Here is a 13,036-nt window from a genome sequence, read left to right as displayed (position 1 = left end):
TTGACGAAAAGAAGAATTAGACAGACTGAGTAAAGATACGATTAACGCGCTTATCGAGCTTCAATTTTTCGTTAAGAGTGGCAGGAACTTCGCCAGAAGCTGCGAAATAAATCTCGATGTAATGCCCTTGAGTGTAGCGACGGTCTGCAGCACGTGCAAACTCACGCATACCGAGGTCTTCGCTTTCAGAAGGCTCAGCCCCGATGGACTTCAAGATTTCGTTAAGATCAGCCATCACCTTAGCGGAATCGTCTTCTGATTCGCGTAGGTCGAGGATGAAAGTGGCTTTGTAGTTATTTTTGGTCGTTGCGCTCATGCGATATTGCTTTGCGTTGGTTGATGATGTTCATGGCAGCTGCGAGCCCCTCGTTCAAGATCAGGTGTATCTGATCCAGATAGATTGAAGCGCGATCTGCCAAAATGGTTTGTTCGTCCTTAGAAAACTGACTCAGGACATAATCTGCGAGGTCCATCGCTTTATGCGGCTTGGCACCGATCCCGACACGATAACGTGCAAAGCCAGGCCCGACCTGCGTCAACAGATCCGAAATACCGTTGTGACCGCCAGCACTCCCGTTAACGCTGAGCTTCGTGCGCGCCAGCTCCAAGGTCAAATCGTCGTAAATAACGAGCATCGCCTCCGCAGGCAGCTTGCGATAGCGCAAAGCTGCACCAAGCGAGCGCCCGCTGGCATTCATGAAAGTCTGCGGCTTGAGCAACATGAGCTTGCGCCCCTGATGCACGACAACTGCGACTTCAGCCTCAAAGCGAGCTTCATGTTTCCACGTAGCACTGTACTTTGCAGCCAACAGGTCAACAAGGTCGAAACCTATGTTGTGCCGAGTGTTGCGGTATTTAGTGCCCGGATTTCCCAGACCAGCAATGACCGCGATGGACATTTTGTAAAAGAACAGTTACGGGCAAGCCAGACAGCTCACCCGGTTAATAAGATAAAAGAATTACTCCGCAGCGTCTGCGTCGCTAACCTTAGTGGCAGGCACTTCGTCCGCAGCAACTGCGTCGTCGTCGGCCTCAGCAGCGACTGTAGGTGCTTGGCAGGATACGACCACTTGAGCGGGCTCACCGAGATACTCGACATCCTCAAGAACAGGAAGGTCGGAAATGTGGATTGCTTCACCGATTTCGAGATTCGTTACGTCGGCATTGACGTGATCAGGAAGCTTGGAAGGACGGCAACGGATTTCAACTTCGTGCGACTTGTGGTCAATAATGCCACCACCATTACGAACACCGACACAGTCATCTTCACCAGTCAGGTGCACAGGAATCTTAGTTGTGAATGCATGGCCACGCTCAACTTCCTGAAAGTCGATATGATCAACAGTGCTCTTAACTGCATGGTATTGTACATCTTGCACCAAGCAAAGCGCAGACTCACCCTTTTCATCAGTCAGCTCGACGAGAGCCGCACCACCGCCGATTTCACGGTTCAGCGTGCGAAAATCAACCGCAGAAACGGAGATCGAACGAGCATTGCCCTGACCATACAAAGAGGCAGGAATTCGGCCCTCCGCACGCAGGCGGCGAGCAACACCGCGACCGGTGCCTTCACGATTGGTAATATTAAGTGTGTACTGTTGCATGTCTAAATCTGTTGAAAATGCTGTATTGGGAAACGGCTTGAATCTGAGAAAACCGCGCAGAGTAAAAGAGAGAAAACGAAAAGCAACCCTAACTTTGTGGATTTTTCGATATCAAGCGTAAATTTGACTTTTCGACCTCTCTACAAAAGCGAATGCGAGGCCCCGCGGCCCCCTCTGCATCCACTAAAAAAAAGAATCGCGCAGCCTAGCGGCTGCACGATTCGAAATTCACAAAAAAACTTATGCGACGACTACTGCACCGAAGCCACAATCTCTTGGATGTGATCGACATATTGCTCCGCACCACCGCGGCGGTAGCCCGTCTTTTCAATCAACTTGCCCTCTGGCGAGAGCACCAAAATCGTCGGAAAGCCACGAATGCCGTAGTGCTGGGCCAGTGCCTCGTTCTGGGCCTTCAACTCTGCGGACTGCTTTTTGGCGCGCGGAAAATCAAGTTCCACCAGCACCAACTCCTCCTCTGCATATTCCTGAAAGGCCGCTTGGCTGAAAACCTCTTTATCCAGTTTAATGCACCAGCCGCACCAATCAGAGCCAGTGAAGTCCACCAAGATCGGCTTGTTCTCAGCAGCTGCTTTCGCTTTTGCAGCCTTAAAGTCTGTCATCCAGCCCTCGCCCGCACTTAGCGATGCTTGCAGGCCCAGGAGTGCGAAAAGCGCTGTGGTCAGTATTTTTCTCATAATGTAATCTCTAATAATGGTTCGTATATTGGATTCGGTTTGTAAGATGACAGGGAATCAAAAACTATTCCCGATAAATTCTCTTTTTAATTCTCCGCCTCAACAAAATCGCTCATCAATACTTGAGAATCTATGGAACTGAGATTGCTATTGAGGTTCCAAAAAGAAAGACAACTACCATGCCACCACTCATAATATATATACTGATCCCCATGGCCATCGGCCTATGGGCTCAAATGAAAGTTAAAAGCGCCTACGGCAAATATAGCCAGGTTCCCTCCCGCGGCCGTATCACCGGACGCGAAGCGGCTCAAGCGGTCATGGCCAGCGCAGGCATCCACGATGTCGAAATCGTCGCATGCCACGGCACGCTCACGGATCACTACGACCCGAGCAACAAGCGCCTGGCGCTCAGCCAAGACAACTACAACGGCCACAGCCTTGCTGCGCTGGGCGTTGCCGCGCACGAAGCCGGCCACGCCATTCAACACAAGCAGGAATACGCACCGCTCAACCTGCGCATGTCGCTGGTGCCGATCACCAACTTTGCCTCGCAAATGCTCCCGATTGCCATGTTTGGCGGCTTCTTCTTATTTCACAGCCCGCTCTTCATCAACCTCGGCATTGCGATCTACATAGTGTTGACGGTCTTTCAACTTGTTACGCTGCCAGTTGAATTCGACGCCAGCAAGCGGGCCAAAGCGCAACTCGTCGGCCTCGGCATCGTTGACCAAGACGAATTGGTGGGGGTCAACAAGACACTCGACGCGGCCGCCTACACCTACGTAGCCGCATTTGTCAGCAGCCTCGGATGGCTACTCTACTTGCTTGCCTCGCGCAGATAAGCCCAGACACCAGCACCGCCTCGCTCCATTTCGACACAGCCCGATTCCCACGAATCGGGCTGTTTTATTTTACAAATGATTCACTTATAAGCTGTTGCCGATTAGAACTACAGACATATTATCGATCAAAAATGCAAAAGCTCCCAACACTCGGTCTCCGCGGCCTGCCCCTACTGGCCCAACTGGCCATCAGCTGTCTCACCACCGCGCCCCTACATGCACTCATACTCTACAGCGGTCTCAACTCGGAAAATCTCAGTGCTCCCGACAGCGAGCGCGAAGCCATTTTCGATGCCGTCGCCTCCGTCTGCAACTCAAGCGGCAGCAGTCGAAACGGCAGCGCCGTTCGCATACGCGGCAAATACATGCTCACAGCAAGGCACGTCTCGACCAACAGCCACGTCACCTTCGATGGCAGCACCTTCTGGGCACGCGATACCGCATTCACACCGATCACTTTCGATGATGTAGACCTCAAACTCTTTAAATTAATCGAAGATCCCGGCATCACCGAAATCGAACTACACAGCAGTGACGCCGGCGACGATGTAAGCTCAGGCTTCAGCGGAGGACGCCCTCCCTTCAACTTAATTTCCACAGAGGTCACGGGCACTCTGGTCGGCTGGGGCCGGGGAAGCTCCGAAAACGGCAGCGGCTTCGTCGAAGGAGACGATCAAACGTGGACCTGGGCCAACACCTACTCCAAACGATGGGGCACCAACCGGATAGATTCCTCGACAACCATCAGTGATATCGACGACTATGATTATAGCTATACTGGCTTAAGTATTGATTTAGACAGCGACGCCGGCACCGACGAAGCCGGACTCGCAGTGCACGACTCCGGGTCTGGCATCTTCGTCGAAAACGACGGCATTTGGCGCCTCGCAGGCATCGCCACCTTAGTCACAACGGATGGCAGTTCTACCTTCAGTTCCTCAGGGCAAGACAACAACTTCTTCGTCCGCATCAGCAGCTACGCTTCCGAAATCGAGGCCGCAATCCCCGACCTCAACACACTCTCCGGATGGAAGACCGATCACAGCCTCTACGGCACCGATGCCGACAACGACGCCGACACCGACGGCGACGGCATCGGCCAATTATTAGAATACGCCCTCGGCGGCGACCCCAATGTCAACGACATCAGCATCCTGCCCCGCTCGACACTGGTCGAAGAAAACGGCAAGCAATATCTCGAAATCAGCCTCACCCGCCCCACAGGCCTGACAGGAATCAGCTACCTACCGCAAACCAGTAGCGACCTGAACAACTGGCCCAGCGACTCTAGCGGCATCGTCGACGCCTCCCCCACGCCCGGCGACAACGGAGACGGCACCGAAACCCTCATCTACCGCCGCAGCCAAGCTGTTACAGAGTCCGATCAAGCTTTCATACGAATAGAAGTGATCGAAAATTAGATAAAGACTTGACGCCGGACTCAGTAAGGGCATCGTTCGCAATCTTTCATAAGTCGGGCCGTAGCGCAGTCTGGTAGCGCACTTCGCTGGGGGTGAAGGGGTCGCAGGTTCAAATCCTGTCGGCCCGACCATGAGAAATGCCCGCTTTATCACTGATAGAGCGGGCTTTTTAGTGTTTGGACCTGCGTTATTACTGCGGTGCGTTTTTGCGTTTTTTAGGCTTTTTTGTTAAATTTCTTTGATCTGAGGATAAAATCTGCTACCGCTGCTACCAAATGCATGGGGTCTCTGTAACTTATATCGATGGGCGGAAAAAACCTTGGCGGGTCGCGTTCCGTGAGGAGGGCCAGCGACGGACGAAACATTTTTTGCGTAAGATCGATGCGGAGACTTTTGCGGCTCAGCTGGGATGGGAGGCTATGGACTCGGATCTGGCTGTGTCGGCCGCAGAGCGGATCTTGATCGGCCGCGCGCGGGTGGCCGCTATGGCTGCAGGGATCTCGACGGAGGCGCTGGTCGATCTGGGCATCGAGGCGGCGCGGGCGCGGCGGCTGGATTGCCCTACGCTGCCGGCGGCGTTGGAGGCGTATGTGGGATATATGGAGAGCCACGGCGCGCGGGAGGCTTCGGTGGATAATATTGAGCGCTTTGGCTCGTTTTTGGTGGCTCGTATGGGGGTGGAGGTTTTGACCTGGCAAATATCTCCGCTGGATCTTAAGGAGGCGGCTCTATCGCGCTATAGTAATCGGGAGAGTATCCGGAGCTATATGGCGGTGGTGATCGCTTTTTTTCGCTGGTGTGCGGCTCCGGAGCGTAAATGGGCGCCTCCTGAGTGGCACCAGAAAATCCAGACTAGGATTGGTAATGTGGACTCGCCCTCGCCTGCGATCGCGACGCCTCAACAGGTGGCGGACTTTATGGCGGCGGCTCCGGCGGGCCTGCGGGCGGCGTTTGCGCTGCAGTGGTTTGCGGGCATTCGGCCGGAGGAGGTTTTGCCTAAGACTCAGGTTAAAGCGGGGCTCACCTGGGAGGCGATCGATATGGCGGCCAAGACGATCAGTATTAGTGCGGCGGTCTCTAAAACGCGGCGGCCGCGCTTGATACATAAGTGCTTTGATTGCTTGTGGGATTGGTTGCGGCTGACTCCTCAGCGGCAGCGCAAGGGGCCGATTGTGACGATTAATGCGCGCAACTATCGGGTGGCACGCCGCAAGACTGCGGACGCGGCGGGGATTGATCGACCCTACCCGCGGGACATTATGCGGCACTCGTTTGCGACATACTCGTATCACCGCTACGGGCTGGAGGTGACGATCCATAACACGGGCCACATGAGCGAGCCGCATACTTTTTTTGCTCACTATAAGGGGGATGCGATTAAATCGTCGGCCAAAAAGTATGCGGCGATTCGCCCGGCTAAATGAGCCCTTCGCGGTCGCGTAGGTATTCGGGGCTACTGTCGGCCCACAGCCATCGGTAGAGGCGGTGCAGCTGGAGGCCGCGGAGGCCGAATCGCATGAGGGCGGCGCGCCAGCGGGGAAAGCCTGCGCTGGTGAGCATGCGGCTAAATAGTCCACCGGCAGCCCATATACTGAGGGGCTGGATGTCGCGGTGCCAGCCGTTATCGAGCAGCCAGATTTCGTCGATCCACTCGCCCGGGGAGTGACTGGTGAGTTTTTGGTGGAGGTAGGTAACGGCGGCGGGAGTGAGGGGCCGCAACACTGGCGTGCGCTCACTCATGAGATCATGTAGGCGCCCTGCGCCACGGAGGGGGCCGCGATGGCCATCGCCGGCGGGGGTGCTGCTGAAATCGGTAACTTCGCTCTCGGTGGCGGCGTAGATGGTCTGGCTCTTTTGATCATACCAGAGCGTATCCTCTGTTGGCCGCCAGGCTGGCAGGACTTTGGTGCCGAAACGACCACGCCGCACGGCCCAGATGGGCCGCGCGGCGGGCACTGTGGGATCTGTTAGCCAGATGCCTGTGAGTGTCTGTAGTGGATCGGTTTGCATGGCTCAGAGTTGGTAGAGGGCATCGCCGAGTGCTAGGCGGTATTCGAGGTCGGGGCCACCCTGCGGTGTTCCGTCGCTGGCGGTGAGGATGTCGGCGAACTCCTCGCGGATGAGGATCTGCAGGGCGGAATCATCTGGGTAGATAGCGGCTATGCCGGCATCGAGTGCGCTGGCCACGGCGGTGGGTGTGTCGTTGGCGAATGCGGCCTCAATGGCGTCGCTAAGGGCGGTCTGTATGGTGGCATCGCTGGTGATGGCGTGCACTTGGTTGAGTAGGATGATTTTGCTGGCGACCTTTAGGGCTGAGTAGGCCATGGGATTGTCCTCGGCTAGGTCGCTTACGGTTTGGCAGCCGGTTGCGATGGTGAGCATGAGGGCGAGTAGGATTGTGAGGATTGTTTTCATTTTAATCTATGGGTTCGATGTTTATCGGCGGGAGTGCGGGCAATGGCTCTGGGCGATTGCCCGCATCGGCGGTATCTACCTGATGGATACAGCCTGAGAGTGTGAGCGCGGCGGCGGTAAATATGGGGGCTAATAGGCGACAAACCATACTGTTGCGAGCTCCGCTGTGGTGAGTGTGAGTAGGCCGCCCCGGGGCTGGGGCTCTAGCTCGGTTATTCGATAGCTGTCGCCCTCTCGGATGGCGGCGCTGATGATGCAGTGCGGGCGTTTTGGGTCGCCATCGATCATGTAGCAGATGAGCCCGATTGCCCGCATGTTGGTGTTGCTGCTGAGGGCGTTGCGCAGGATCACATAGGCCTTGAGCAGCCACGCCCATTTATCGCAATCTAATTTATTGCGCAGCCAGATTGTGAGGCCGAGTAGGCGCATTTGCCAAATGAACTGGCTATAGATGCTGCTGAGCGCGCCGGGCTCCCATGCATCAAATTCGGCGTCAAATATCTGGCGGCGGGCGTTTGGATAGCGACGCATGAGACTGACTGTGAGCTCTGTGTTTGTGATCTGCATTTGGGCGTGGGTTAGAGGTTGCCGCTCACGCGTAGCTCGCGGATTTTGAGCGGGTCCGGCATCGGAAATGGCACATCGGAGAGGCGGTCGGACGCCTCCCATGCGAGTTTGCCGAGCTGCCAATAGTTGCGCTGGTCGATGATGGGCCAGCCGGTGCCGTTATCATCATCCAGGCGCACGCTGATGTTATCGAGCGATGCGCTGATGGCTGTGAGTTTGGCGCTGAGTTTAGTGTCGATCTCGCGCTCGATCTCGTTGACGACGTAGTAGCGACCGAGGCCGCCGATCACGAGCAATAGCCACAGCATGATGGATACTAGGTTGATGGCGGTGAGTTTTGGCATGGTGGTGATGGTTGGTTGCTGCTAGAGCGACATATACGATTGGGCCTGTAGTATACCAATCTGCTGCTTAGAGTCCTCATCGTAATGAGTGGGATACGGCCCGCCGGACACCTCATCATCCCAATTTTCGATATAATCCTCAAACGATGTGGTCGTGGTCAATGTCGCACCAATTAGATCGGCCGAGACGACTGCGGCCTGGGCCGCCTGCACAGTCTCGATCTCGTCGATCCGCGCCGAGTTGGCATCGACAGCGCCAGGCTCGAATGGGAGTCGCCAAAAATCAGGACTGCGCACGACCAGCACCGGAGCTGCGCTGGCGCCAGTAATATCCGATCGCAGGTCGGCGAGTAGTTGCGTGAGATTAGCCCCATAGAGATCGGCGCTCCCGTAGAGCGGATCAAATGCATCACCATTGCCCTGCACCCAACTAATAGCATTCACCCGCACCACCCAACCGGCGGCTGTGAGGTCCGAGATTGCCGTATTGATAAATGCGATACAATCAGGATAGAGCAGATCATCGACCTCCCGCCAGTCGCGATTGAGTCGCGATGCATTACGCGCATATTGGATGATGTGGACATCACGCATGCCCTGGTTGACGGCTAGCTCGCGGGCAAATCCCTGCAGCCCGCTATAGTAGTAGCTGCTGCGTTGCTCGTAGGCGAGCAGCGACTCCCAGCCATCAGTCAGCACGCTATTACCCTCCTCTAGGTCCGCGGACGCAGGTTTCAACCAGCCGCCAGAGGATGAGTTGATGCGGATATACGGGTCATTGCTGCGACCTAGCAAGGTCGAGGCCTTGTAAATAGTGCCCGGCGACCGGCCCACCTCATTAGACTGCCCGAGGCGGATAAACACCTCAGCATAACGAGGCTCGGGAGCAAATTTAAACGTCATTCCGGCGGCGCTGGCCGCTGCAAACAATGTGGAGATTAGTAGGATTTTAATAGTATTCATTTTTTTGTGCGAGAGTTGAGTTATCCATTGATGCTACCAGGTGCGATTAGCATCACCATCATAGGCTAGGCCATCGAGTGTGCCGTCGCCGATGGCGGCTAGATTGCCGTAGAGGACATCGCCCTCTAACCGTAGATCATAGGTGCCGGTTTTTTGCACAATTTTAGACCCGCCTGCGTATGCGTTACACCGCTGCAACGCGATCTCGACCGTATTAGAGTCCGAAGAGAAATTTGATACGATGGGGTATGAGCTCACATCGGGAGAACGGATGTAGACATTGCGAAACAGCCCACGGATGGTGCGAGCTGATCCGCCATCGGGATAATAGATCGCCCCGATTTGGCTGCCGTATATCACCGAGCCAGTCGAATCAATCCGAGTATCCCAGACTTCGAAATCATGATCGCCCGCCCGAAATTGCAGCGAGCCATATATATTACTATCTGTGATCCTGAGAGTCCCAGTCGACCAGATCTGCCCGTCGACAACACAGCGATTAATGATGCCGGTGTTAACACTGTTATGGCTGATCGCTATGATCGAGCTGCCGGACGCAAATGATCCTATGATATAACTATCGACCAGCTCAAATGATCCGCCGTTATTCACGATGGCGTAATACCCGCCCTGCGCGGTCAACCCGCCTCCTAGTATACGGATGTGTTCGCCACTCCCCAGCGTGATGATGTTACCGCTGGTGCATTGCAATATCGACCCATCGAGCAGATCCAAGATAAATCCATCGTCCGTGATCAACCCCGCGGAGACCGGTATGGTTTGCGCGCCTACGGTCCGTATCGTGACTGGATCGGCATAGGTCGGCGTATACTCAGCTAACAGGCCGTCGCGCGCCGCAGACACCGTGGCATAGGGCTGGTCGATGCGCCCCACGCTGCCGGATACATCACTACCGTTGATCGGGTCGACCCACGCTATGCGGCCATACGCATAAGCGGTGGCTTTTTGATCGGTGATTGCATCGGCCTCGGTCTGCGTATACGCATCGGTGATGCCGTAGCCGCTGAGGGTCGTGGGGGGGCCGGTGAGATCGCCAAATGCTACGGTGGTGAGATAGCCCGCATCATTAGTCAGCTCGGACACATCATCACCGGGCTGCACGCCGGTATCGGTGGTGAGCACGGCGTATCCGTCGAGCGTGAGCGCGGCGGTAAATGCGTAGTCGTCGCTGAGATCGATCTCTTCGGGACCGATCACGGGGATATCATCCTGCGTGAGGGTGATGCCGTAGCCGTCGGCGGTGGTGGGCGTGTTGGTGATGTCGGCCCAGTCGGTAGTGGGCCAGGTGATGAGGCTATCGGTGGGGGCGCTCCAGTCGATCACGGCGGGGCCGGCTATCGATCCGTCGGTGCGGTCGACCTGGATGGCGGCGGTTTGCGCGTGGAGCGTGGCGCCGGATGGGCCCAATAGGCTGAGGAGGAGGATGAGGAGGATTTGTCGCATTGGTATTTGTGTATTCAAATTTCGGTTACAGGTAGCTGACGATTTCGACTTCGTTGCTAGTATCGACATAGTCGTCGGGGCGGATGCGCCAGTCGGCGTTATCGGCGCCGGTGCCGTCTTGCACGAGCCAGAGCCGCGCCGCGCCGGGGATGTTGACTGCAATGAGGTGAGGACGGGGCACGCCATCGGTCACATAGGCACGGAGCTCGGAGTGGGTGGTGATGGCTAGCTGGGGGCGGAGGCGGTTATTGCCGGCGGCGGTGAGATAGGTGCCGGGGGCGGCGGTCTCTTCGGCAGGGGTCTCGGTGCCGCGGTAGATGTTGTTATCGATGTTTACAGTGATGCGGCCGGTGCGGCGGGTCACGCCGTCGACTGTCCACACGATCTCGCCCATCACGGATATGCTGGGCTCGTCGTTGGTATCGTCGCCGTCGACGACAAACAGGGCATCGAGGGTGGTGGTGATAAAGTTTAGGCTGGCCTCCCAGCTGGCATCGCTGCCGCTGCCGGATTTGGTCCAGCTACCGTTGAGCAGCAGGGGGGGATCTTGATCGTATTTACCCTCAGACTTGAGGACAAAATTGATCTCGAGTGCCCCGGGGTCGACGATGGCCCCGCTCTGCGCGAAACTGAGTATCAATGGCGCGGAGGCGGAGCGCCGAAATGTGAGCTCGTTGACTACATTTTTTTGGCCAGCGGATTGGATAATTTTTTCGAGGTCCTGGTCGAGGGTTAATCGCATGCCTCTGGAGACCTGTCAAAACGGGCCCTACTGAGTGCCGTGCCCATCGGCCATGCTATCGCAGCAGCCGGAGATGCTGCCGCGTAGGTGCGGCGGAAATGCGCGGGCCATGGTCGCTTCGAACGTGTCGGGCTCGGCGGCGGGTGCGGGCTGCGGGCGCGGTTTGGATTGGGCGGCCTGCGCGGCTTTTTCGCGTAGGCGGGCGCTGAGTTGTGGGGGATGGGCTATCTTAAATTTACGCATAAATATTAGGCACTGGTGAGGGCTAGTTCGATCTTTGGGTAGCCGGATGCGATGCGGTATTCCCAGCCCGGCACCACTGGCAGCGCGATCAGGGGCGTGACCTCGGTGGTATCGATGGCACCGTCCTCGTCGGCGTCGGACCAGGTGCCGGTGGTGGGCACGATCTGATCGCGATCGGCGGCGGTAAATGTGTATTCGTCGATCATGGGCTCTTCGTCGTCGTCGGTGCTCTCCCACTCTGAGGGCTCGCCGTCGGCGTCGACATAGCCGCTGCCCTCGGGGTTTTTGATCGCGGGGCGGCGCTCGATCGCCACGCGGGCAGTGTAGCGGGCGCCGGGTATGAGGTTGCCGGCGCGGAGGGCGTAGCTGCTGGTGCGCACGGTAAAGTCGAAATCGGTGGTGCGCTGCTCGTAGAGGCTGCTGCAGGATGTGCCGGCGGTCGCGGTGGCGCGATCGAGGGCGTCGGCTTCGGTGTCGGGGTCGGATAGGGTCGTCGTGACCTCCCGCCCTACATATTCGAGGCCAGAGGATGATCCACATAGGATCGTATCGCTCGTGACTTCCCGATCGATGCCCACCGTGTTCGATGTGGCCTCTCGCTCGTATTCGCCATCCCACGGGTGCCCTGGTATGTCGATCGTTACTGGCGTTACATCCGTGTCAGGGTATTTGCCCACTACTGTATTCCAGATGCTGTTGGACGAATTTATATAGGCCCCCGTAGCGCAGTCGTAGTTATTACGCTCGAACAATGCTGGATCATTAGTGATAACCGAACTCACCCCAGTGATTTTGTCGTAGGCTGACTCGTATAAACCGCTATAGGTCATTGTCGTCTGGTCGGGCGAGCCAAAAGACCAGGTGCCGCTAGCGTAAAAACAACAAAGATCCCGCCAGACAAAATCACTCATGGTTGTGCTAAATTTCCGATACGATTTCGGCGGCAAACTGTATTCGACCCCGCCGGCCGAAAATCGAAACTCGGATTCGCCGATCAGCTCTGCATCGCGCTCCTCGCTCACGCACACGCTCGCCACGGCTGGCGGGCCGCATAGGTGCAGATATGGCGGCTGGGGCTCGCCGTCGAGATCGGCGCGCGCGCAACAGGTGATCCATGGTCGATCGAGTAGAGTGCTCATCGTTGATTAGTCTCCCAGATCCCAATAGTTTAACACGCCGCCACAGCTGGCCATGTCGATATTACCGCGATGCACGGGCGTGACCTTGGTGATCGCGCCATCGGCAAATGCGACATCGGCGATCTCGACGTAAGCTTTGGAGCGGTCGACATCGTCGGGCACGGTATCGGCAAATGCGATGATTGGATTCTCGGGCTCGTAGGTATCGGCCGCGAGATCGACGCCGACATAGATCTTACCGGCGCTGCCACAGGTGAGCCCGGGGTAATCGGGATCGTCGATATCGGCGAGGATCTCCTCATCGTCGATTTTGGGCGGATCGGCATGCACCAGGCCGTAGACAAATCTGACCTCCGTGGCGCCGTAGACCACTGGTTTGAGCGGCCAGGCAGCGGCCGCGGCGATCGTGCCCGGATCGACTGCGAGCCACCAGCCTTTATCAGTCTGCCCGATGCGAGCGCCCTTGACTTTTGCGGGAGGCTGAGCCCGCAGGATAGCCAAGCGCATGGCCTCCATACGCGCGACGGTGAGCTCCTGCGAGATATTGCCCGAGGGCTGAAAGCGAAAATCTAACGATTGGTTTTTCATCGT

Annotated in this window: 18 protein-coding genes and 1 tRNA gene; 4 read left to right on the top strand and 15 right to left on the bottom strand. The window is 56.7% G+C overall.

The window, feature by feature from the left end:
• Window positions 1-16: 16 nt before the first annotated feature.
• From QEH52_RS01895 to QEH52_RS01880, 4 genes are all read right to left on the bottom strand, one after another.
• Window positions 17-316 (bottom strand): 30S ribosomal protein S6, encoded by a 300-nt coding sequence (locus QEH52_RS01895; protein WP_308948265.1) that lies wholly within the window; start codon window positions 314-316, stop codon window positions 17-19.
• On the bottom strand, window positions 294-899 hold the full coding sequence (gene pth / locus QEH52_RS01890) for an aminoacyl-tRNA hydrolase (protein WP_308948263.1): 606 nt from the start codon (window positions 897-899) through the stop codon (window positions 294-296). The genes QEH52_RS01895 and pth overlap by 23 nt, the downstream gene beginning before the upstream one ends.
• 60 nt (window positions 900-959) lie before the next feature.
• Window positions 960-1,604, bottom strand: a complete 645-nt coding sequence (locus tag QEH52_RS01885) for a 50S ribosomal protein L25 (protein WP_308948262.1) — start codon at window positions 1,602-1,604, stop codon at window positions 960-962.
• 251 nt (window positions 1,605-1,855) lie between these two features.
• On the bottom strand, window positions 1,856-2,302 hold the full coding sequence (locus QEH52_RS01880) for a thioredoxin family protein (RefSeq protein ID WP_308948261.1): 447 nt from the start codon (window positions 2,300-2,302) through the stop codon (window positions 1,856-1,858).
• A gap of 179 nt (window positions 2,303-2,481) precedes the next feature.
• Here QEH52_RS01880 and QEH52_RS01875 point away from each other — a divergent pair, with 179 nt between their 5' ends.
• The 4 genes from QEH52_RS01875 to QEH52_RS01860 all read left to right on the top strand — a co-directional run bounded on the left by QEH52_RS01875 (window position 2,482) and on the right by QEH52_RS01860 (window position 5,992).
• A complete protein-coding gene (locus QEH52_RS01875; protein ID WP_308948259.1) occupies window positions 2,482-3,147 on the top strand; it encodes a zinc metallopeptidase in 666 nt (221 codons plus the stop codon).
• 131 nt (window positions 3,148-3,278) lie between these two features.
• On the top strand, window positions 3,279-4,568 hold the full coding sequence (locus QEH52_RS01870; RefSeq protein ID WP_308948258.1) for a hypothetical protein: 1,290 nt from the start codon (window positions 3,279-3,281) through the stop codon (window positions 4,566-4,568).
• Between the two features lie 54 nt (window positions 4,569-4,622).
• A tRNA-Pro gene (locus QEH52_RS01865) sits at window positions 4,623-4,699 on the top strand.
• A gap of 237 nt (window positions 4,700-4,936) precedes the next feature.
• The gene (locus tag QEH52_RS01860) at window positions 4,937-5,992 is read left to right on the top strand and encodes a hypothetical protein (protein WP_308948257.1); all 1,056 of its coding nucleotides are present in this window, start codon (window positions 4,937-4,939) and stop codon (window positions 5,990-5,992) included.
• Here the strand turns inward: QEH52_RS01860 and QEH52_RS01855 are convergent.
• Genes QEH52_RS01855 through QEH52_RS01805 form a run of 11 tightly spaced genes read right to left on the bottom strand, consistent with a single transcriptional unit; the run spans window position 5,985 to window position 13,033 of the window.
• Window positions 5,985-6,578: a hypothetical protein gene (locus QEH52_RS01855; protein WP_308948256.1), complete on the bottom strand. Its 594-nt coding sequence runs from the start codon at window positions 6,576-6,578 to the stop codon at window positions 5,985-5,987. The two genes, QEH52_RS01860 and QEH52_RS01855, sit on opposite strands and share 8 nt — an antisense overlap.
• A gap of 3 nt (window positions 6,579-6,581) precedes the next feature.
• A complete protein-coding gene (locus QEH52_RS01850) occupies window positions 6,582-6,983 on the bottom strand; it encodes a hypothetical protein (RefSeq protein ID WP_308948254.1) in 402 nt (133 codons plus the stop codon).
• Window position 6,984: 1 nt separating this feature from the next.
• Window positions 6,985-7,131 carry a hypothetical protein gene (locus QEH52_RS01845; RefSeq protein WP_308948253.1) on the bottom strand — a complete coding sequence of 49 codons (147 nt, stop codon included), beginning with the start codon at window positions 7,129-7,131 and terminating at the stop codon, window positions 6,985-6,987.
• Entirely contained in the window at window positions 7,113-7,550 is a 438-nt protein-coding gene (locus tag QEH52_RS01840) for a hypothetical protein (protein ID WP_308948252.1), read from the bottom strand. Before QEH52_RS01840 ends, QEH52_RS01845 begins: the two co-directional genes overlap by 19 nt.
• Before the next feature lie 11 nt (window positions 7,551-7,561).
• On the bottom strand, window positions 7,562-7,894 hold the full coding sequence (locus QEH52_RS01835) for a hypothetical protein (RefSeq protein WP_308948250.1): 333 nt from the start codon (window positions 7,892-7,894) through the stop codon (window positions 7,562-7,564).
• 21 nt (window positions 7,895-7,915) lie between these two features.
• Window positions 7,916-8,857 carry a sialate O-acetylesterase gene (locus QEH52_RS01830; protein WP_308948249.1) on the bottom strand — a complete coding sequence of 314 codons (942 nt, stop codon included), beginning with the start codon at window positions 8,855-8,857 and terminating at the stop codon, window positions 7,916-7,918.
• Between the two features lie 33 nt (window positions 8,858-8,890).
• Complete coding sequence (locus QEH52_RS01825; protein ID WP_308948248.1) at window positions 8,891-10,321, bottom strand: hypothetical protein; 1,431 nt, start codon at window positions 10,319-10,321, stop codon at window positions 8,891-8,893.
• A 25-nt stretch (window positions 10,322-10,346) separates the two neighbouring features.
• On the bottom strand, window positions 10,347-11,063 hold the full coding sequence (locus QEH52_RS01820; RefSeq protein WP_308948246.1) for a hypothetical protein: 717 nt from the start codon (window positions 11,061-11,063) through the stop codon (window positions 10,347-10,349).
• 27 nt (window positions 11,064-11,090) lie between these two features.
• Window positions 11,091-11,306, bottom strand: a complete 216-nt coding sequence (locus QEH52_RS01815) for a hypothetical protein (protein ID WP_308948244.1) — start codon at window positions 11,304-11,306, stop codon at window positions 11,091-11,093.
• A 5-nt stretch (window positions 11,307-11,311) separates the two neighbouring features.
• Window positions 11,312-12,445 (bottom strand): hypothetical protein, encoded by a 1,134-nt coding sequence (locus QEH52_RS01810; RefSeq protein WP_308948243.1) that lies wholly within the window; start codon window positions 12,443-12,445, stop codon window positions 11,312-11,314.
• A gap of 6 nt (window positions 12,446-12,451) precedes the next feature.
• Window positions 12,452-13,033: a hypothetical protein gene (locus tag QEH52_RS01805; RefSeq protein WP_308948242.1), complete on the bottom strand. Its 582-nt coding sequence runs from the start codon at window positions 13,031-13,033 to the stop codon at window positions 12,452-12,454.
• Between the last annotated feature and the right edge of the window lie 3 nt (window positions 13,034-13,036).

The organism is Thalassobacterium maritimum (assembly GCF_031127805.1).
Lineage (GTDB): Bacteria > Verrucomicrobiota > Verrucomicrobiia > Opitutales > Coraliomargaritaceae > Thalassobacterium > Thalassobacterium maritimum.
This window is presented reverse-complemented; position numbering and strand designations above follow the sequence as displayed.

Bases quoted from the DNA above. Each gene is read 5' to 3' on its own strand.
- QEH52_RS01895 (WP_308948265.1), bottom strand. From the start codon at position 316: ATGAGCGCAACGACCAAAAATAACTACAAAGCCACTTTCATCCTCGAC.
- pth (WP_308948263.1), bottom strand. From the start codon at position 899: ATGTCCATCGCGGTCATTGCTGGTCTGGGAAATCCGGGCACTAAATAC.
- QEH52_RS01885 (WP_308948262.1), bottom strand. From the start codon at position 1,604: ATGCAACAGTACACACTTAATATTACCAATCGTGAAGGCACCGGTCGC.
- QEH52_RS01880 (WP_308948261.1), bottom strand. From the start codon at position 2,302: ATGAGAAAAATACTGACCACAGCGCTTTTCGCACTCCTGGGCCTGCAA.
- QEH52_RS01875 (WP_308948259.1), top strand. From the start codon at position 2,482: ATGCCACCACTCATAATATATATACTGATCCCCATGGCCATCGGCCTA.
- QEH52_RS01870 (WP_308948258.1), top strand. From the start codon at position 3,279: ATGCAAAAGCTCCCAACACTCGGTCTCCGCGGCCTGCCCCTACTGGCC.
- QEH52_RS01855 (WP_308948256.1), bottom strand. From the start codon at position 6,578: ATGCAAACCGATCCACTACAGACACTCACAGGCATCTGGCTAACAGAT.
- QEH52_RS01850 (WP_308948254.1), bottom strand. From the start codon at position 6,983: ATGAAAACAATCCTCACAATCCTACTCGCCCTCATGCTCACCATCGCA.
- QEH52_RS01845 (WP_308948253.1), bottom strand. From the start codon at position 7,131: ATGGTTTGTCGCCTATTAGCCCCCATATTTACCGCCGCCGCGCTCACA.
- QEH52_RS01840 (WP_308948252.1), bottom strand. From the start codon at position 7,550: ATGCAGATCACAAACACAGAGCTCACAGTCAGTCTCATGCGTCGCTAT.
- QEH52_RS01835 (WP_308948250.1), bottom strand. From the start codon at position 7,894: ATGCCAAAACTCACCGCCATCAACCTAGTATCCATCATGCTGTGGCTA.
- QEH52_RS01830 (WP_308948249.1), bottom strand. From the start codon at position 8,857: ATGAATACTATTAAAATCCTACTAATCTCCACATTGTTTGCAGCGGCC.
- QEH52_RS01825 (WP_308948248.1), bottom strand. From the start codon at position 10,321: ATGCGACAAATCCTCCTCATCCTCCTCCTCAGCCTATTGGGCCCATCC.
- QEH52_RS01820 (WP_308948246.1), bottom strand. From the start codon at position 11,063: ATGCGATTAACCCTCGACCAGGACCTCGAAAAAATTATCCAATCCGCT.
- QEH52_RS01815 (WP_308948244.1), bottom strand. From the start codon at position 11,306: ATGCGTAAATTTAAGATAGCCCATCCCCCACAACTCAGCGCCCGCCTA.
- QEH52_RS01810 (WP_308948243.1), bottom strand. From the start codon at position 12,445: ATGAGCACTCTACTCGATCGACCATGGATCACCTGTTGCGCGCGCGCC.
- QEH52_RS01805 (WP_308948242.1), bottom strand. From the start codon at position 13,033: ATGAAAAACCAATCGTTAGATTTTCGCTTTCAGCCCTCGGGCAATATC.